Origin of the sequence: Streptomyces finlayi (assembly GCF_014216315.1) — a bacterium.
Lineage (GTDB): Bacteria > Actinomycetota > Actinomycetes > Streptomycetales > Streptomycetaceae > Streptomyces > Streptomyces finlayi_A.
In genome coordinates this window covers 2,967,895-2,987,145 of the sequence record NZ_CP045702.1, presented here as the reverse complement: position 1 = coordinate 2,987,145, position 19,251 = coordinate 2,967,895, and the positions used below count along the sequence as shown (strand labels likewise).

Here is a 19,251-nt window from a genome sequence, read left to right as displayed (position 1 = left end):
GGACAGCGCGCTCTGGGGAGGCGTCGTGGACGACTATGCGGGTCGGGTGCTTGCCGACCGCTACCGCCTTCCGCTGCCCCCGTCCGACGCGTACGAACTGGTCGAGACCCGGGCGTTCGACACATACAGCGGCCAGGAAGTCCTGGTGCGGCAGGTGCCGTTGCCGGAGGTCGTCGAGGCCGAGGTGCTCGACGACGGCCGGGACCCGCGCGCCTTCCGCGCGGACGGGCCGCCCCCCGCCGCCAGGCTCGCCACCGGCCGCACGGTGCGCAGGTCCACGGACCCCGCGGTACGGCGCGCGATCGAGGCGGCGCAGGCAGCCGCCCAGGTCCCCGACCACCCCCGGCTCGACCAGGTCTTCGACGTGTTCGCCGAGGAGGGGTCGCTCTGGATCGTGAGCGAACTGGTCGAGGCCCGCCCGCTCGCGGCGCTGCTCGCGGAGCGACCGCTCAACCCGTACCGGGCCGCCGAGATCGGCTCCGACGTGCTGACGGCCCTGGCCGTGCTCCACGCGCACGGCTGGACCCACCGCAACATCACCGTGCGCACGGTGCTGATCTGCGACGACGGCCGCGTCGTGCTGACCGGCCTGGCCGCCGGGGCGGCCGAGGAAGCGCTCTGCGGGTACGTTCCGGCGCCGCGTACGGACGACGAGGACGGCTACGCGGCCCCGGCGGTCGAGTCCGGTCCCACCGGCCCCTACGTGCCGCCCGCAGGCCCCGCCACGGACCCGTACCGCCCGCGGCCCGCCGCCGGGGTGCCGGCCTCCCGCCCGCCCGCCGCGCTCGACGCCCCGCCCTTCGGGCCGGCGCCGAGCGCGGCCGACGGCCAGGAGCTCGTACCCCGCCCCGCGCACCCCGCCGTGCCTGTTCCCGCCCCTGTCGCCGAGCCCGGCGCCGGGAGCGCCGCCCAGCTGCGTGCCGCGCGCGCCGGAGCCATCGCGGCGTACCGCGCGGGCGCGCGTGCGGCCGGCCGGGTCGGCGAGGAGCAGGGCGGCGAAGAGGACGGGCGGGACGCCCTGCCGGGCCGACGGCCCCCGGCCGAACGGCCGCTGCTGCCCGGAGCCTGGAGCTCCACGGCCGAGGACCCGTACGACGACGAGGACGACGACGAAGACGACGGCGACAGGGGCGGGGACGGCGGCCGGGACGGCGGCCGGGACGAGCCGCCCGGCCGGCGGGTGCATCTGGCCGGCACCTGGGACGACGGCCCCGGTTCCGGCCGTCCCGTGCCCGCGGGCGGCTCCGGCGAGGACTCGCTGCGCGCCGACTCCCGCCGCCTCGGTGGGGCCCAGGGGCCCGGCCACGGCAACCCCCAGGAACGCCGGCCGCTCCCCGGGGGCGCACCCTTGGGAAGCTGGGAGGAGGTCGTCGCGGGCAGCGGCAGCAGCGCGCCCGCCTACCGGGGCCCCGCGACGCCGCTGGCCGCCGAACGCGCACGCCAGGCCCGGATCGCCGTCGTCGGCGCGGTCACCGAGCGCTGGGCCCCCGAACAGGCGGGCCCGGTCCACGAGAACTGGCAGCTCGCCCCGCCCATCGGCCCCTCCACCGACCTGTGGGCCCTCGGCGCGCTCCTCTACCGCGCCGTCCAGGGCCACGCCCCGTATCCCGAGGAGAACGCGGCCGAACTCGTCCAGATGGTGTGCGGCGAACCGCCCGCCTTCGCGGAGGAGTGCGGCGCGCTGCGCCCGGTCGTCGAGTCGCTGCTGCGTCAGGACCCCGCGGAGCGACCCGAGTTCGAAGAGCTGCGCGGCTGGCTGCGTTCCCTCGTCCGCTCGGCTCCCGAACCCGAGGCGGGCACCGACGTCGTCACCCTGCCGTCGCCCGACGACACCCGGCTGCCCGTCGTACGCCGCCGTGGTGAGCTGGTACGCAGGCGCCGAGGCCGGTCGGGCGGCTCCGCGCACGGGCGGCACCGGCAGGGGAAGCAGAAGCAGCGGTACGAGCAGCCGCGCTACGACACGACGCGGCGCGAGCCCCGGCTGCCCCGTGAGCCCAAGGGCCCCAAGGTGCTGCGTACGCCCTCGCCCCGCCGGGACGACGGGCAGTCGCCCCGGCGGCTGGGACGCCTGCTGCTGGTGCTCATCCTGTTCGCCATGGCCGCCGCCGTCGCGTACGCCCTGATGTTCATGCCGAAGACCGGACCGGACGAGGACACCGGCACCCGGGGCACCCCGTCCGGTTCGGCCGCCCCGAGCGAGCCGGACAGCCGGCCGCCTTCCGGCGAGGCCTCGGAACCGGCCGGTTCGCAGCAACCGCAGACCAGCCGCTCCGCCGTCGCGCTCGCCCCGGGGTACGTGCTCCGCAAGGACGCGGAAGGCTTCGAGATCGGCACGCCCAAGGACTGGCGGCGCAGCCCGGCGAACGCGGACCGTCAGGTCCGTTACGGGAGCGACGGATTCAGCCTGCTGATCGTGCCCGGCCGGGACACGGTCAAGGTCAACGGCGGCGATCCGCTCGACTACCAGCGCGACAAGGAGCCCGAACTCCAGCCGTTCCGCGAGTCCAGCTGGTCCTCGTCCACGGGGCTGCGCCGTATCGACGTCGGCCAACAGGTGATGGCGGAAGGTCAGTTCACCTGGCAGGAGAGCGGCGGCCGTGAGGTGTACGTCCGCAACCTCGTGATGATCGTGGACGGCCGCTACCACACCGTCCAGGTCATCGGCCCGGAGAACGAGCGCGACCGCGTCACCGAGATCTACGAACAGGCCATCGCCTCCTACCGTGTTGCACCCTGAACGGTCGGCACACACCGGCGGGGGTCCAAGCATCACAGTGCGGTCTCGTGAGCCGACCGAGCTTCCATGGCCGTCCGCCCCCTCCGTAACCTGGCATCCGAAGGAACGGGGCGGGGACACACGTGGAACATCTGCAGGGCACTGACGGGGGACTCGTACTGGCCGGGCGCTACCGGCTCGGTGAGGTTCTCGGGCGGGGCGGCATGGGCAAGGTCTGGCGCGCCCACGACGAGGTGCTGGGCCGGACGGTCGCCGTCAAGGAGCTCACCGCGGGGCTGTACGTGGCCGAGGCCGACCGGGCCGTCCTGCACGCCCGTACGCAGAAGGAAGCACGCGCGGCGGCGCGCATCACCCACCCCGGGGTCGTCACCGTCCATGACGTCATCGAGTACGACAACCGCCCCTGGATCGTCATGCAGTACGTCGACGGGCCCTCGCTCGCCGACGCCGCCAAGGAGTCCGGCGAGATCGAACCCCGGGAGGCGGCCAGGATCGGCCTTCACGTGCTGAGCGCCCTGCGCGCCGCACACGGCGCCGGGGTGCTGCACCGTGACGTCAAGCCCGGCAACGTCCTGCTCGCCCGTGACGGGCGGGTGCTGCTCACCGACTTCGGGATCGCGGCGATCGAGGGCGACTCCACGATCACCCGGACCGGCGAACTCGTCGGCTCCATCGACTACCTGGCGCCCGAACGGGTTCGCGGAGGCGACCCCGGTCCCGCCTCCGACCTCTGGTCGCTGGGCGCCACGCTCTACACGGCCGTCGAGGGACGTTCGCCGTTCCGCCGCACCTCCCCCATCTCGACCATGCAGGCCGTCGTCATCGACGAACCTCCCGCGCCGCGCCGGGCGGGCCCGCTGGGCCCCGTGATCACCGCGCTGCTGCGCAAGGAGCCGGGGGACCGGCCGACGGCGACCGAGGCGGAACGCATGCTGCTGGACGCCATGGAGGGGCGCGAACCCCGTGCGGCGCAGGCGTACGTGCCGACCCAGCGGGTGCCGGACGAGGCCCTGCGGGGGCTTTCGGCGACAGACGGTTCGACGACGCACCTGCCGCGCCCGGTTCGGCCGGACCCCTCGGGCACCTTCCCCGGACCTGGAGGCGTGCCCGCTGCCCCTGCGCGCGCGGGCGGCGGCCAGTGGCGTACGGCACTCATGACACTCACCGTGGTGGTCGCCCTGGCGGCGGCGGCCGGTCTCCTGGTGTCCAGGTTCGCGGGCGGCGAGGAGAACGTGCCCGCGAAGGAGGCCGTGGGGCCGGTCACCCGTCCCGCCGCCTCGACAGCGCCGGAGCCCACCGAGGAGCCGAAGCAGACCACCTCCGAGATACCCGACGGCTGGAAGAGGGTCGACGACCCGGCGGGTTTCAGCCTCGTCGTACCGCCCGGCTGGGAGCGGCAGACGGACGGCAGCCAGATCGACTACACGCCGGACAACGGCAGGCACCGCATGCGGATCAGCATCGATCCGGACCCGGACTTCGACAGCCCGTTCGCGCACACGCAGAGCATCGAGAAGGACCTCCACAAGCGCCTGCCCGAATACACCCGCCTGGTCCTCGAGCCGAACATTCACCGGGACCGGCCCGGTGCCCTCTGGGAGTTCACCTGGACCGAGTCCAAGGACCACCCGGGCCCCCGGCACGGGATCGACCAGATGTACTACGCGGAGGCCGGAGGTCCTGAGTACGCGTTCTACATGACGGGCCCCGAGGAGGACTGGCCGGAGAGCCGCGAACGGTTCGACACGATGGTGCGGAGCTGGCAGCCGCCCGCCGGCGACGGCTGACGCGAGGAAGAATTTCGGTGAGCGCGCCGCACGCCCGAACGGGTGCCCTCGCCGGTCGTCGCCTGGGACGGTCGGTGCGGGGATAGCCGCTGATCAGCGGTTATGTGGCCAGCGATCACTGGCCGGGTTGGTGGCTCGTTGGCGGGTCCGCGCACGGGGCTGTTGTGGGGATGGTGAAAACCTATTACCCACGGGTACCCAAAGGCTGCGGCTGCACATACTCTCGCCCTCATGACGGACTTGCAGGCACCCACGGCCACCACCGGCGCTTCCCTTGGCACGAACCCGGTCGCCCCCGTCCCGGCGGGCGTGCGCACCGCCGCGGACGTGGTGACCCCCGAGGTGATCGCCCAGCTGACCCGGGGTGTCGTCGGTTCCGGCCGCACCGCCAACCACACCCCGTTCACCGGGGACGAGCTGGCGGACCTGCCCGAGTCCACCCCCGAGGACGTGGCCACCGCGTTCCAGCGGGCCCGCGCCGCCCAGCCCGCGTGGGCCGCGATATCCGTACGCGCCAGGGCCGCGGTCCTCCTGCGCTTCCACGACCTCGTCCTGGAGCGTCAGGCCGAGGTGCTCGACCTCATCCAGCTGGAGACCGGCAAGGCCAGGCTGCACGCCCACGAAGAGGTGCAGGCGGTCGCCGTCGCCGCCCGGCACTACGGCCGCAAGGCGTCCGCCTACCTCAAGCCGAAGCGGCACACCGGTGTCATCCCGACGCTCACCAAGGTGACCGAGCTGCGTCAGCCCCGCGGGGTGATCGGCCAGATCGCCCCGTGGAACTACCCGCTCGAACTCTCAGTCGGTGACGCCCTGCCGGCCTTCGTCTCCGGCAACGCCGTCGTGATGAAGCCCGACACCGAGACCGCGCTGACCGCACTGTGGGCCCGTGACCTGCTCATCGAGGCCGGACTGCCCGCCGAGGTCTTCCAGGTCGTACTCGGGGAGGGCCCGGTCGTCGGCCCCGAGGTCGTCAAGCACGCCGACTACGTGTCGTTCACCGGTTCCACCGGCACCGGACGCCAGGTGGCCCAGGGTGCCGCCGCCCGGCTCGTCGGGGTCTCGCTGGAGCTCGGCGGCAAGAACGCGATGCTCGTCCTGAAGGACGCGGACGTGGAGAAGGCGGCGGCGGGCGCGGTCCGTGCCTGCTTCTCCTCCGCCGGCCAGCTGTGCATCTCCATCGAGCGGCTGTACGTCCACGAGTCGATCGCCGACGACTTCGTGGAGCGCTTCGCCGCGCGCACCCGGGCCATGCGGCTCGGCAACTCCCTCGCGTACGGCGCCGACATGGGGTCGCTCGTCGGCGAACGGCAGCTGGAGACCGTCACCCGGCATGTCGAGGAAGCGGTCGAGAAGGGCGCCAGGCTCGTCGCGGGCGGTGTCGCCCGGCCGGACATCGGTCCGCTCTTCTACGAGCCGACGATCCTCGACGGCGTCCAGGAGCCGATGGCCGTCTGCAACGAGGAGACCTTCGGACCCGTCGTCTCCATCTACCGGTTCAGCGACGAGGACGAGGTCATCGCTCTCGCCAACGCCACCCCGTACGGCCTGAACTCGAGCGTGTGGACCAAGGACGGGAAGCGCGGCCACCGGGTCGCCGCCCGGCTGCGGACCGGCACGGTCAACATCAACGAGGGGTACGCGCCCGCCTACGGCAGCGTCCAGTCCCCGATGGGCGGCATGAAGGACTCCGGCCTCGGCCGCCGCCACGGCTCCGAGGGCATCCTCAAGTACACCGAGGCCCAGACCGTCGCCCAGCAGCGGCTGATCCCGCTCGCCCCGTCCTTCGGGATGGACGACGCGAAGCACGCGGCCTTCATGAGCGTCAGCCTGAAGGCGATGAAGGCGTTCCGGCTGCGCTGACCGGCCGGCCGCGCCGCAGCACCGGTGAGCGGCTCCGTCATACCGCGGCACCGGTGAGCAGCGTCATCACACCGCAACACCGCTGAGCAGCCCGTCACACCGCAGCACCTTCTGTCCTTTTCGTACCGAGGAGAGCCATGTCCCAGGACAGCCCTGCCCAGAAACGGCCCGTGCCCGAGGTGGCGGCCGAGGACGACGCCGCGTTCGACTACGACGTCCTGATCGTCGGTTCCGGGTTCGGCGGCGCGGTGTCGGCCCTGCGACTGACCGAGAAGGGCTACCGGGTCGGGGTCCTGGAGGCGGGCCGTCGCTTCACCCCGGCGACGCTCCCGAAGAACTCCTGGGACATCAAGAACTTCCTCTGGGCCCCCGCCCTGGGCCTCTTCGGGCTCCAGCGCGTCCATCTGCTCGGCAAGGTGATGGTGCTCGCCGGCGCGGGTGTCGGCGGTGGCTCCCTCAACTACGCCAACACGCTGTACGTACCGCCGGCCCCGTTCTTCCAGGACCGGCAGTGGGCGGACATCACCGACTGGCACGACGAGCTGAAGCCCTACTACGACCAGGCCACACGGATGCTGGGAGTGCGGCTCAACCCGACCACGACCCCCTCGGACGTCCATCTGAAGGCGGTCGCGCAGGCCATGGGCGTCGGTGACACCTTCCACCTCGCCCCCGTCGGCGTCTTCTTCGGTGATGGCGCGGACGCCGACGGTACGGCGAAGGCGCGGCCGGGAGCCACGGTCGCGGACCCGTACTTCGGCGGCGCGGGCCCCGACCGCAAGGCGTGCACCGAGTGCGGCGAATGCATGACGGGCTGTCGGCACGGCGCGAAGAACACCCTCAACGAGAACTACCTCCACCTCGCCGAGAAGGGGGGCGCCGTCATCCACCCCATGACGTCCGTCGTCGCCCTCGAGGACGACCCGGGCGGCGGCTACCTCGTCTCGACCGTCCCCACCGACCGCCGCAGGAAGGCGAAGCCCACCCGGCTGCGTGCCCGCGAGGTGATCGTGGCAGCCGGCACGTACGGCACGCAGACACTCCTGCACACGATGAAGGACCAGGGGCGGTTGCCCCGGCTCTCGGCCAGACTCGGTGAGCTGACCCGTACCAACTCCGAGGGCCTCGTCGGGGCGCAGACCAGCGACCGCAGGTACCGCAGGAAGCACGGCGTCGCGAAGGCCGACTTCTCGCAGGGCGTGGCCATCACCTCGTCGATCCACCCCGACGAGAACACCCACATCGAGCCCGTCCGTTACGGCAAGGGCTCCAACGCCATGGGTGCGCTGACGCTCCTCCAGGTGCCCTACGGCAGCCGACGGGTCCTGCGCTGGGCGGGCAGCATGGTCAGGCACCCGGTGCTGGCCGCGCGTTCCCTCTCCAACCGCCGCTGGTCGGAGCGGACCATCATCGGTCTCGTCATGCAGTCGCTGGACAACTCCCTGACGACGTACCGCAAGCCGGGCGGGATCGGCAAGGGCCTGCTCACCGCGCGGCAGGGACACGGCGCGCCCAACCCCACCCAGATCGAGGAGGCGACGCGCGGCGCCACGCTCCTCGCCCAGGAGATCAACGGCTTCGCCGGGTCGAACATCGGTGAGCTGATGGGCACTCCGCTCACCGCCCACTTCCTGGGCGGCTGCCCGATCGGCGCGGACGCGGAGAGCGGTGTCATCGACCCGTACCACCGGCTTTACGGCCACCCGGGGATCTCGGTGGTCGACGGGTCGGCGGTCTCCGCGAACCTCGGCGTCAACCCCTCGCTGACGATCACCGCACAGGCGGAGCGCGCCATGTCCTTCTGGCCCAACAAGGGCGACCGCGACCCGCGTCCGGCGCAGGGTGAGGCGTACCAGCGGCTCCCGGCGGTCGAGCCGCAGACGCCCGCGGTGCCGAAGGAAGCGTTCGGAGCCCTGAAACTGCCGTTCCTGGGGATGCCCGTCGTCCCGAAGAAGCCGTAAGGAAGAAGGCACACGGACCGTCCGCGTCGGGAGACGCGGGAAGGAGCCGCGCAACTCTTCGGACGGCTGCGTGGTCGGACCCGCTACATATGTGAGACCGGCATGACCGTGCGGGACGGCGCCGACCTCGGCCAGTCCTTCGACCTGAAGATCACGAAGCTGGTGGAGGACGCCTCCGGCGCGGTCACGGTCCGCGACACCTGGCTCGCCGACGCCGCTCTGCCCTTCGACCCGAAGCCGGCGAACAACACCGCGCGGCTGGTGCTGAACGGCACAGGTGCGCAGGACTCCGGCGGTACGTCGGACGGCTCGACCGGAACCGCCGGCTCCACCGGGGGCTCATCCGGTGGCGGGCTCGCCTTCACCGGTTCCGTCGCGCTGTGGTCTTCCGTAGCGGCCGCGGCAGCCCTGGCCGCGGGCGGCGTGCTGTACGCGGTCTCCCGGCGCCGTTCCCAGCGGGTCTGAGCACACGCGGTACCGAACCGAACTGAACAGAAGACAGCAGGACGACAGACAGCAGGACGAGGCCCAGTGGACCGTGAACCGGTGCACGGGGCCTCGTCCTGCTGTGCGGATGTGGGGGCCCGGGGCAGCGGCGGTGCGCGGATGCCGGGGACAGGGGGGACCTGCCCTGGGCTTCGTACAGAGGGGCGTCGAACGAGGGCGTCGAACGAGGCGTCGTACGGAGGGGCGTCGTACGGAAGGGGTGCGGTCCGCGCAACCGTCGGACCGGATGCGGCCGGTTCGGGCGTCCCCGAAACCGACCGCACTTGGGGTGACCGGGCTGCTGTCCCCTGCCGACCGGTCACGCGCGCCGGGATGCGGTCCCACGACGTACCTGCAGTACGTCACACACCCCAGCGGAGCCACGCGTGGTTTCCTACCGATGCCGCCCCTGGTTGGCACGGACATCAGGACCAACGAAGCCGGTGTGCTCCCGGTCACGCGCCGTACGGGTGAGACGCTGCCCGAACGCAGATACGGCCGTACATTCCCGCCTATCTCACACCCGGCCACGGCACAGTTCCAGCAGCGTCATGGCGAGCGAGGTGCCCGGCTTGCCGAGCGCCTCCCTGTAGTGGCCGAGGACGTCCATCTCGCGCGAGAGGTTCACGCGGCGGCCGCCGGACGTGATCCGAGCCTCCTGGATGACGGCCGAAACAGCCATCCGTTCCTGCACGAGTCCGATGATCCGGTCGTCGAGGACGTCGATGCGGCTGCGGGCGCCGCCGATCAGCGAGGCGGCCTCGTCGGTGTGCGCGCCGGTCTGCTCGGTGGCCGTCCGGGTGGGGGCGGTGCTGCTCATGGGGTGACTCCTTGTGGGGTACGGCCCCGGAGCGACAGGCCCGGAACGCCAGAACGCCCCGGGCCTGTCGGCCCGGGGCGCCTGGAACGTTGCTTGTCAGTAGCTCAAGCAGCACGACCATGGCAGCCGGCGGGCCGGGTGCCATAGGTAAAGACGAAGGTCGTGTGCTGACGCATGGGAGCCAGTATGGCCCCGGTCCGGCGGTCGGGCCAAAGCCCGGCCCGGATGGTGAGACGACGGGCGGGTGCGGGCGTCGTCGCGGCCCCCACCGGAGGCGGAATCCGCAGGGCGGGGAGAGGCGTTCCCACGGCCGGTAGAATTCATGCATACCGCCCCTCTCCACCGCCGGAAGGCCGCCCCGTGCCAGCAGCACCCCCCGCCGCCCCCGACACCACCACCGACGTGGTTCTCGTTGTCGACTTCGGCGCGCAGTACGCCCAGCTCATCGCCCGCCGTGTCCGTGAGGCGCGGGTCTACAGCGAGATCGTCCCGTCCACGATGCCGGTGGCCGAGATGCTGGCCAAGAACCCGCGTGCGATCATCCTGTCGGGCGGACCGTCCTCGGTGTACGCGGAGGGGGCGCCCACCCTGGACCGTGCCCTGTTCGAGGCCGGGGTCCCCGTCTTCGGCATGTGTTACGGCTTCCAGCTGATGGCCACCACGCTCGGCGGCACCGTCGACGACAACGGCGCCCGCGAGTACGGCCGTACCGCGCTCTCCGTCTCCAAGAGCGGCTCCACGCTCTTCGAGGGCACGCCCGGGGAGCAGTCGGTGTGGATGTCGCACGGCGACGCCTGCTCCGCCGCCCCCGAGGGCTTCACCGTCACCGCGTCCACGGACGTCGTACCGGTCGCCGCCTTCGAGAACGACGAGAAGAAGCTCTACGGCGTCCAGTACCACCCGGAGGTCATGCACTCCACGTACGGCCAGCAGGTACTGGAGCACTTCCTCTACCGCGGCGCCGGCATCGAGCCGAAGTGGACGACCACCAACGTCGTCGAGGAGCAGATCGCGCTCATCCGCGAGCAGGTCGGCACGAAGCGCGCCATCTGCGGTCTCTCCGGCGGTGTGGACTCGGCGGTGGCCGCTGCCCTGGTGCAGAAGGCCATCGGCTCCCAGCTGACCTGTGTCTACGTCGACCACGGGCTGATGCGCAAGGGCGAGACCGAGCAGGTCGAGAAGGACTTCGTCGCCGCCACGGGCGTCAAGCTCAGGGTCGTCGACGCGGAGAAGCGCTTCCTCGACGCGCTGGCCGGTGTCTCCGACCCGGAGCAGAAGCGGAAGATCATCGGACGCGAGTTCATCCGGGTCTTCGAGCAGGCCCAGGCGGAGATCGTGGCCGAGGCCGCAGGTGGTGAGGACGTCGCCTTCCTCGTGCAGGGCACGCTCTACCCGGACGTCGTCGAGTCCGGCGGCGGAACCGGAACCGCGAACATCAAGTCCCACCACAACGTGGGCGGGCTTCCCGAGGACATCGAGTTCAAGCTCGTCGAGCCGCTGCGCCAGCTGTTCAAGGACGAGGTCCGGATGGTCGGCCAGGAGCTCGGCCTGCCCGAGGAGATCGTCCAGCGCCAGCCCTTCCCCGGCCCGGGTCTCGGTATCCGCATCGTCGGCGAGGTCACCAAGGAGCGGCTCGACCTGCTCCGCGAGGCCGACGCCATCGCCCGCGAGGAGCTGACGGCGGCCGGTCTGGACCGTGACATCTGGCAGTGCCCGGTGGTCCTCCTCGCGGACGTGCGGAGCGTCGGCGTCCAGGGCGACGGCCGTACGTACGGCCACCCGATCGTCCTGCGCCCGGTCTCCTCCGAGGACGCGATGACGGCCGACTGGTCGCGCCTGCCGTACGAGACGCTGGCCAAGATCTCCACCCGCATCACCAACGAGGTCGCCGACGTCAACCGCGTCGTCCTCGACGTGACGAGCAAGCCGCCGGGCACCATCGAGTGGGAGTAGTCCCGCCCGGACCTCCCACCCGGACCTCCCACCGGACTTTCCCCGGGAACCGACCGACGACGACGCCGCCCTCCCAGGAGGACGGCGGCGTCGCCGCGTTGCGAGGACGGCCGCCCCGAAATCAGGTGGCGCCGCGCCGGAGGGCCGTGCGAGGCTCCGCGGCCATGTCCGCCGATGAGATCCGCGCCCTGATGTCCGCCGCCCACAACGACCGTCTGACCTGGAACACCCCGCTCTCCGAAGAGCACGCGGCCCAGCTGCTGGCCGCCTGCGACCCCGCCGAAGGGGCGCGGATCGCGGACCTCGGCAGCGGCTGGGGCGAGCTGCTCATGCGGCTCGTCGAGCAGGCGGGACCCGGCGCGACCGGCGACGGCGTGGAGACCGACCCGGAAGCCGTCGAGCGCGGCCGGCGCCTCGCGCGGGAGCGCGGCCTCGCCTAGGTCCTGTCTGGAGTTCCCCCGCGGCGTCGCGGCGTCCGGCACCGCCGCCTCCGGCGTTGTCGTCAGTCGCGAGGGCTCCGCCATCGCTCCCTCCTCCGCCTTGGATTCGACGGCACCGGACGCCGCTCCTTCTCCCGCGCTGGAACTCCAGACAGGACCTAGCGCGTCCTGTTCCACGAGGTGCCCGCGGCCGACTGGACCGGCGGCGACTACGACCTGGCCGTCTCGATCGGTGCCTCGCACGCCTGGCCCGGTGGCACGCCGGAGGCCCTGAAGGCGCTGCGGGCGGCCGTACGGCCCGGTGGCCGGGTGCTGTACGGCGACGGGTTCTGGGAGAAGGAGCCCTCGGCGGCCGTACTGGCGGAACTGGAAGCCGAACCGGGCGACTTCCCCACCCTGCTCGGACTGATCCGGCATGCCGAGGCGGCCGGGCTGCGCCCGCTCCAGGTGACCGTCGCCGACCAGCGCGAATGGGACCTCTTCGAGTCGAACGCCAACATCGGACGGGGCGAGCGCTGGGCTCTGGCGAACCCCGCCCATCCGCTGCACGACGGGGTCGTCGCCGCGGTCGACGCCCGCCGCACCGGGTATTACGGCGGCTACCGGGGAACGCTCGGCCTCGCCTACCTCGTGCTGGGCACCTGATCCGTACGGAATCGGTGGCGTGAGCAATCGGTGGTGTGAGCCCTCTGGCCACCTGGGGCGACCAGCGGTAACTTCCGATGCCGTACGCCCCGGGAGCCAGAGGAGCCGCCGTGTCCGAGCCCGCCGTCACGCCCGCGCCCGTACCCGTCGAGCAGCTGCGGTTCGCCATGCCGCCCGTCCACGCGTCGCCGGGCGAGGAGCGCGCGTACCGCCGGGAGCGGCTGGCAGGCGCGCTGCGGCTGTTCGGACGGTACGGGTACGAGGACGGCGTCTCCGGGCACATCACCGCGCGGGACCCGGAGCTCACGGACTGCTTCTGGGTCAACCCCTTCGGGGCACCCTTCGAGGACCTCGCGCCCCAGGACCTGATCCTGGTCAACAGTGAGGGACAGGTCGTCCAGGGGCACTTCCACGTCAACCAGGCGGCGTTCGCCGTGCACGCCCAGGTCCACCGGGCGCGCCCGGACGTCGTCGCCGTCGCGCACACCCACTCCCTGCACGGGCGGGCCCTCTCCACGCTCGGGGAGCTCATCGAGCCGATCACCCAGGAGGCGTGCGCGTTCTACGAGGCCCACGCCCTCTACGACGCGTACACGGGTGTCGTCGTGGACGAGGACGAGGGTCGGCGGATCGCGAGCGCGCTCGGCGGCCACAAGGCGATCATCCTGCGCAACCACGGGCTGCTGACCGTCGGTGACTCGGTGGACGCGGCGGCCTGGTGGTTCCTCACGATGGAGCGTTCCTGCCAGGTCCAGCTGGCCGCGCGAGCCGCCGGGAAGCCCGTACGGATCGAGCACCGGGACGCCGTCGCCACCCGTGAACAGCTCGGCAGCGACCTTGTGGCGTGGATCAACTACCAGCCCCTGTGGCGGCGGATCAGTCGCACATTCTGACGAAAAGCACCGCCCTTCCGGCCCGATGCGGCAGCCGGTCGCCCCGTACGGCACAATTCGCAGAAATCGCCGGTGAGTTGACCGGGAAACGAGCGAAAAGGGCGGCGTTCTTCGTGGCGTTGGACGAGGCGAGAATGAGCAGCACGCACGGCGGTGGCTGTACGTGCGGCGACTGCCCGCACGGAGCACGCGAAGGGCACAGGCGAGCGGTCGCGGCCTTCCTGGCCAAACGGGACGAACTGGCCGCGGGCAAGGGACTGCCCGCAGGGGTCGCCCAGTCGGCCTCCGCATCCCGCCAGTGGGTGTCGGACGAGCTGACCGAATCGGCGCGCGCCGTCGCCGACCGGGGCCGTGAGGCGGGTGACGCCTGGCTCCACCAGGTCTGGCGGCGCACGCTGCTCATCGTCTGGGGAGGGGTCGCCGCCCTCGTCATCGGCGAGACCGCCACCGCCATCGGCGCCGGCTGGTCCACCGCGCGCACCGCCGGTCTGCTCGCCGGACTGATCACGGCGGGTCTGCTGACCGGCGCCGCCCGCTTCCACCGGGCCCGCGGGGGTCTCCTGGCCCCGCTGATCGGCGAGGACAACCGGCTCTCCACCTCCCGCACCGTTGCCGCGTCCTGGGTGCTCCTCGCCGTCTTCTCCGTCCTGGTCCTCGCGCTCCAGCTGGCGGGCGCCTCCGCGCACGCGGACCGTGACGAGCTGATCGAGGGCCTGGATCTGGTGCGCTCCGCCGGGGTACTAACCGTCCTCGCGCTCGTGTGCGCCGTCGCCGTCCTCGTACGGCGGGTGGTGACCGTACGCGTCCTGGCGCAGCGCCTGCAGAAGCTGAGGGCCGACCGGCCGCGCGCCGCCGACCTGCTCACCGACGACTCCGGTCGTGGCAGCTTCACGGATGTGCAGTACGTCCTCGTCAGCGCCGTCGCCGTCCTGTTCGCGGCCGTCCGGCTGGCCCGCCGTCCTGAGCAGCTGCCCGACCTGCCCTGGGGCCTCGCACTCCTGGTGGCGGTGTCCGCGGCGACGTACTTCGCGGGGAAGCACGCGGAGGGCGGCCGTCCGGTCATTCTGTCCGTCGTGCGGACCCGGGAGGCCGGGGACCTGGACGCCCCGATCCGTACCGGGGACGACATCGAGATCCGCGGCGCCGGTTTCGTACCTCCCGGGGCGGGAAGCCCGGACCGGCTGGCCCGGATGGTCGTCAGGATCGGCCGGGTCCATGTCCACGTCCCGCTGATCCCCGTCGCCGGAGGCTTCGCCAACCCGACCGACACCGTGCTCACCGTGCCGGTGCCCGTGGAGGTGGAGCCGGGTGTGGTGGACGTCCAGGTCGTCACCGCCGCCGGGGTCGAGACCAACCGGGTCGTCATCGACGTGACCGACTGACACCACCGGCCGGCGGCCGGGACGGGGCGGCTGCTCACCGGGCGCGTATCCGGTGAGCAGCGTGATCATCGCGTACGTAAGGTCTGGTGACGGGTCAAGGGAAGGCAGGTCGGCGATGAGCGGCTACGGAACCAGCGGCTACGGACTGCGGGAACCGAGGAGTCTGCGCGAGCTGGCGCGGCAGCACGCGCTCCTGCCGTTGCGGGTGTTCCTCGGCGTCACCTTCGTCTACGCCGGTCTGGACAAGCTCACCGACAGCGCCTTCATGTCCGCCGACGGCAACGGCTCCGTCGGCGAGATGATGAACGCGGTGCGGGACTCGTCCGCGATGCCGGCCCTCGTCGACCTCGCCCTGAAGAGCCCCGTGGGTTTCGGCTACGCCATCGCCGTCGGGGAACTCCTCGTCGGGATCGCCACACTCGTGGGGCTGTTCGCACGGATCGCCGCCGCCGGCGGCGCGCTGATCTCGCTGAGCCTGTGGCTGACCGTGAGCTGGCAGACCGAGCCGTACTACTACGGCAACGACCTGGTCTATCTCGTGGCCTGGCTGCCGCTGGTGCTGGCCGGCGCCGCCGCGTTCTCCGCGGACGCCTTCCTCGCGGCGCGGCGGCGGCGCAGCCTGTAGCTGATCCAGGTGACCGTGGCGCCCAGCCAGAGGCCGCCGAAGAGCAGCGGGAAGTAGAACGTCCACGGGGCGTCCCACTCGCCCGCCGCGTCGGCCGCGTAACCGGCGGCCAGGGCGAGCATCGCGACGCCCACCACCGCGCGGCCCGGCCGGAATTCATGACGCAGCACGGATGACCTCCACTTGTCCGACGCCGACTTCCAGACTCAGCACGACCGTGCCGGCCGGCGCGGCGCCCGAGGGCGGCGCGAGGGTCTGCTTCCGGGTCTGGTCCGGGGCCACGTCCACGTCGCCGGGCCTCTGGGCCGGCAGCTGGATGTCCCCGAGGCCCGCCCGGGCGTCCACCTTCACCGTCACGCCCTCCGGTACGACGACGACCGCGCGGCCCGCGCCGACCTCCAGTGCCGTCACGAGGGTGTCGCCCCTGGGCACGACGACCTCGGACAGGTCGAGCCGGGCGACGCCGGTGCCCAGCTCGTACCGCGGCTGGACCGCCGCGACCGAGACCGGATTCCACTCCTCGCGGATCCAGTCCGTGCCGATGTCCTTCGGTACGGCCGACGCACCGGCCAGCAGCCCGGCCGTGACGACCGTCAGGAAGATCGTGCCGAAGCCGGTCCGGCCCAGGAACGATCCGGCCACCAGACCGAGCGCGAACACCCCGAGCGCGGCGCAGAGCCCGAACTGAAGGGTCGTGCCGAGCGGATGGTCGTCCCAGGTCAGGACCGTGCCGACGCCGCCCGCGACCAGGGCGAGGAAGAAGACCGGGCCGCCGATCGAGCGTGGGCCGCGTGGCCCCGGGGGACGGTAGGGGGCGCTGTACGGGTCATCCGCCGTGGCGGTCCGCGCTCCCGCCTCCCTGGAGGAGGTCCGGGAGTCCTGCGGTCCCCACAGGTAGCCCGGTCCGACCGGGCCCGACGTGCCGTCCTTGACGATCGGATCGCGCCACCAGGAGGGGCTGCCCGGCGTGGGTGGAGCCTTCACCTCCGGGGGTGCCCCGTGGACGGGCGGGCCCCCGGCCGCCTGCGCCGACGGGGTGTCGAGCGGGGCGTCGGGCGGAGCGTTCCTGCGGTGCTGTGCCCAGACGGTGGAGCCGATGACGGCGAGCGACAGCATCGCGGCGAAGGCCAGCATCCCGCCGTTGTGCAGCATCGAGAGGAACAGCCCGCAGCCGACGAGAGCGAGGACCAGCGCGATCAGCGAGGCACCGTCGACCCGGCCCGACAGCAGTTTGCGCGCCTCGTTCTCCTCCTCGCCGTCCAGGGGGAGCAGCAGCCAGGCGAAACCGTAGAAGATCAGTCCGATGCCGCCGGTCAGCGAGAGGACGCCGAGCACGATCCGGAAGATCACCGGGTCGACGTCGCAGTACCGGCCGAGCCCGCCGCACACCCCGGCCACCACTTTCTGCCGCGAGCTGCGGTGCAGCTGCGGTTTCGGCTCGGGGGGCGGCGTGACACCGGGGGAGGTGTCCTGGGTAGCGGTCATGTCCCCATGGTGACGGTCCGTGCGCCCTCGCGGCACCCGCCCCGACCCTGGCAGGTCCCTGATATTGCCTCCCGGGAACCCCTGGGGGCCGCGACGGGGACCTCGTGGGCTCCCGCACGGGCGTCACGGTGTCAGGGTCGACTAGGGGCCGACCCTGATGCCGCCGCCGGCGCGTACGTGTGACGATCGACGTATGCCAGCCGCCACCACCCGAGCCGCAAGCTCCCTCGCCTCCGACCCGGAGGAGCCGCCCGTGCGCAAGCTGTACCGCAGCGCCGACGGACGGCTGCTCGGCGGTGTCGCGCGCGGGCTGGCCGGGCATCTGGGGCTGCCCGTCGCCTGGGTGCGGTTCCTCTTCCTCGGACTGTTCTTCGCGGACGGTCTGGGCGCCCTGCTGTACGCCGTGTTCTGGATCGTCGTCCCGCTCGGTGTCGGCGGTGTGGACGCACCGCGTTCCGTCTTCGAGACCGCCCCCGACGGCCGACGGCGGCTCCGCAAGCCGGACAAGGGGCAGGTCTTCGCGCTCGTCGCGCTGGTCATCGGCGCCGTGACCTTCGTCGGCAACGTCGACATGGGCAGCGAGGCCGACCGCTACATCTGGCCGACGCTCCTGATCGGCGCCGGTTCGGTACTGGTCTGGCGCCAGGCGGACAACGCGCGCAGGGCCCGCTGGATGGAGGTCGGCCGACGCCGGCGGGTGCTGCACCTGGCCCGCGGCCTCGCCGGTGTCGCCCTCGTCGGCCTCGGCCTCGCCGTCTTCATGGTGGTCCGCGGCTCGGCGGCGCAGCTCGGCAACGTCCTGACCGCGGCGATCGCCGTGCTCACCGGCATCGCGCTGCTGGCCGGCCCCTATCTCGTGCGGATGACGCAGGACCTCTCCGAGGAACGGCTCATGCGCATCCGCGCCCAGGAGCGCGCCGAGGTCGCGGCCCATGTGCACGACTCGGTCCTGCACACCCTCACCCTGATCCAGCGCAACGCCGACGACGTCGGCGAGGTCCGCCGGCTGGCCCGCGCCCAGGAGCGCGAGCTGCGCAACTGGCTGTACAACCCCGAGGGCACCGGCAAGGACGAGGACGACGAGCCGTCGAGCCTGGCCGAGGCGGTCAAGCGGGCCGCCGCCGAGGTCGAGGACAAGCACGGCGTTCCCTTGGAGGTCGTCGTCGTCGGCGACTGCCCTCTCGACGAGAAGCTGGCCGCCCAGATGCAGGCCGCACGCGAGGCGATGGTGAACGCCGCCAAGTACGGTGGCGAGGGCGGCGCTGTCCAGGTGTTCGCGGAGGTCGAGGGCCGCACCGTCTTCGTCTCCGTCAAGGACCGGGGTCCGGGATTCGACCTGGATTCGGTTCCGGGCGACAGGATGGGCGTACGAGAATCAATCATCGGCCGGATGCAGCGCAACGGCGGTACGGCACGGCTGCGTTCGGTGCCCGGTGGGGGCACGGAGGTCGAGCTGGAGATGGAAAGGGCGAGCGAATGACCGAGAACACCGAAGCGACCGGGGGGCCGGAGCGGCGGGTACGGGTCGTGCTCGTCGACGACCACCGGATGTTCCGGACCGGAGTCCAGGCCGAGATCGGCCGTACCGAGGAGACCGGGGTCGAGGTCGTCGGCGAGGCCGCCGACGTGGACCAGGCCGTCACGGTCATCACCGCGACGCGCCCCGAGGTCGTGGTCCTCGACGTCCATCTGCCGGGCGGCGGAGGCGTCGAGGTACTGCGCCGCTGCGCCCCGATGATGGGCGCGGCGGAGAACCCGGTGCGCTTCCTGGCGCTGTCCGTGTCGGACGCCGCCGAGGACGTCATCGGCGTCATCCGCGGCGGCGCCCGCGGCTACGTCACCAAGACGATCACGGGCACGGATCTGGTCGACTCGGTCTTCCGGGTGCAGGAGGGCGACGCGGTGTTCTCGCCCCGGCTGGCCGGCTTCGTGCTGGACGCCTTCGCGTCGACCGACGCGCCGCCGGTCGACGAGGACCTGGACCGGCTGACGCAGCGCGAGCGCGAGGTGCTGCGGCTGATCGCCCGGGGGTACGCGTACAAGGAGATCGCCAAGCAGCTCTTCATCTCGGTGAAGACCGTCGAGTCGCACGTCTCGGCGGTGCTCAGGAAGCTCCAGCTGTCCAACCGGCACGAGCTGACCCGGTGGGCGACGGCCCGCAGGCTGGTCTGATCCCC

General features: G+C 72.2%; 14 protein-coding genes and 2 pseudogenes. 13 read left to right on the top strand and 3 right to left on the bottom strand.

The genetic code is table 11. The annotated features are described in order from the left end of the window. The first annotated feature begins 25 nt into the window (after positions 1 to 25). The 5 genes from F0344_RS13560 (at position 26) to F0344_RS13540 (ending at position 8,810) form a co-directional block, all read left to right on the top strand. On the top strand, positions 26 to 2,737 hold the full coding sequence (locus F0344_RS13560) for a protein kinase (protein ID WP_185299042.1): 2,712 nt from the start codon (positions 26 to 28) through the stop codon (positions 2,735 to 2,737). A gap of 122 nt (positions 2,738 to 2,859) precedes the next feature. Then, entirely contained in the window at positions 2,860 to 4,524 is a 1,665-nt protein-coding gene (locus F0344_RS13555) for a serine/threonine-protein kinase (protein WP_185299041.1), read from the top strand. 231 nt (positions 4,525 to 4,755) lie between these two features. Then, on the top strand, positions 4,756 to 6,384 hold the full coding sequence (locus F0344_RS13550; protein WP_185299040.1) for a succinic semialdehyde dehydrogenase: 1,629 nt from the start codon (positions 4,756 to 4,758) through the stop codon (positions 6,382 to 6,384). Positions 6,385 to 6,521: 137 nt separating this feature from the next. Further along, positions 6,522 to 8,345, top strand: a complete 1,824-nt coding sequence (locus F0344_RS13545; protein WP_185299039.1) for a GMC oxidoreductase — start codon at positions 6,522 to 6,524, stop codon at positions 8,343 to 8,345. A gap of 102 nt (positions 8,346 to 8,447) precedes the next feature. After that, the gene (locus F0344_RS13540) at positions 8,448 to 8,810 is read left to right on the top strand and encodes a hypothetical protein (RefSeq protein ID WP_185299038.1); all 363 of its coding nucleotides are present in this window, start codon (positions 8,448 to 8,450) and stop codon (positions 8,808 to 8,810) included. Between the two features lie 538 nt (positions 8,811 to 9,348). On the opposite strand, the gene F0344_RS13535 is transcribed toward F0344_RS13540, so the two are convergent. Continuing rightward, positions 9,349 to 9,651, bottom strand: coding sequence for a chorismate mutase (locus F0344_RS13535; protein WP_185299037.1), 303 nt, complete (start codon positions 9,649 to 9,651; stop codon positions 9,349 to 9,351). A 360-nt stretch (positions 9,652 to 10,011) separates the two neighbouring features. Between F0344_RS13535 and guaA the strand changes: the two genes are divergently transcribed. The 6 genes and pseudogenes from guaA to F0344_RS13505 all read left to right on the top strand — a co-directional run bounded on the left by guaA (position 10,012) and on the right by F0344_RS13505 (position 15,589). Then, a complete protein-coding gene (guaA, locus tag F0344_RS13530) occupies positions 10,012 to 11,604 on the top strand; it encodes a glutamine-hydrolyzing GMP synthase (RefSeq protein WP_185299036.1) in 1,593 nt (530 codons plus the stop codon). Positions 11,605 to 11,768: 164 nt separating this feature from the next. Continuing rightward, positions 11,769 to 12,038, top strand: a pseudogene (locus F0344_RS13525) (SAM-dependent methyltransferase); the annotation flags it as partial. Positions 12,039 to 12,206: 168 nt separating this feature from the next. Then, positions 12,207 to 12,689, top strand: a pseudogene (locus tag F0344_RS13520) (SAM-dependent methyltransferase); the annotation flags it as partial. Positions 12,690 to 12,799: 110 nt separating this feature from the next. Continuing rightward, on the top strand, positions 12,800 to 13,582 hold the full coding sequence (locus tag F0344_RS13515; RefSeq protein WP_258049936.1) for a class II aldolase/adducin family protein: 783 nt from the start codon (positions 12,800 to 12,802) through the stop codon (positions 13,580 to 13,582). Positions 13,583 to 13,695: 113 nt separating this feature from the next. After that, the gene (locus F0344_RS13510) at positions 13,696 to 14,964 is read left to right on the top strand and encodes a hypothetical protein (protein WP_185299034.1); all 1,269 of its coding nucleotides are present in this window, start codon (positions 13,696 to 13,698) and stop codon (positions 14,962 to 14,964) included. Positions 14,965 to 15,079: 115 nt separating this feature from the next. After that, positions 15,080 to 15,589 (top strand): DoxX family protein, encoded by a 510-nt coding sequence (locus tag F0344_RS13505; RefSeq protein WP_185299033.1) that lies wholly within the window; start codon positions 15,080 to 15,082, stop codon positions 15,587 to 15,589. Here F0344_RS13505 and F0344_RS13500 read toward each other — a convergent pair. Both F0344_RS13500 and F0344_RS13495 read right to left on the bottom strand, forming a co-directional pair. Beyond that, complete coding sequence (locus F0344_RS13500; protein ID WP_185299032.1) at positions 15,496 to 15,759, bottom strand: hypothetical protein; 264 nt, start codon at positions 15,757 to 15,759, stop codon at positions 15,496 to 15,498. The two genes, F0344_RS13505 and F0344_RS13500, sit on opposite strands and share 94 nt — an antisense overlap. Then, positions 15,746 to 17,074, bottom strand: a complete 1,329-nt coding sequence (locus tag F0344_RS13495; protein WP_185299031.1) for a PspC domain-containing protein — start codon at positions 17,072 to 17,074, stop codon at positions 15,746 to 15,748. The genes F0344_RS13500 and F0344_RS13495 overlap by 14 nt, the downstream gene beginning before the upstream one ends. Before the next feature lie 193 nt (positions 17,075 to 17,267). Here F0344_RS13495 and F0344_RS13490 point away from each other — a divergent pair, with 193 nt between their 5' ends. Beyond that, positions 17,268 to 18,554: an ATP-binding protein gene (locus F0344_RS13490; RefSeq protein WP_185299030.1), complete on the top strand. Its 1,287-nt coding sequence runs from the start codon at positions 17,268 to 17,270 to the stop codon at positions 18,552 to 18,554. Then, on the top strand, positions 18,551 to 19,246 hold the full coding sequence (locus tag F0344_RS13485) for a LuxR C-terminal-related transcriptional regulator (RefSeq protein WP_185299029.1): 696 nt from the start codon (positions 18,551 to 18,553) through the stop codon (positions 19,244 to 19,246). The genes F0344_RS13490 and F0344_RS13485 overlap by 4 nt, the downstream gene beginning before the upstream one ends. Positions 19,247 to 19,251 lie beyond the last annotated feature (5 nt).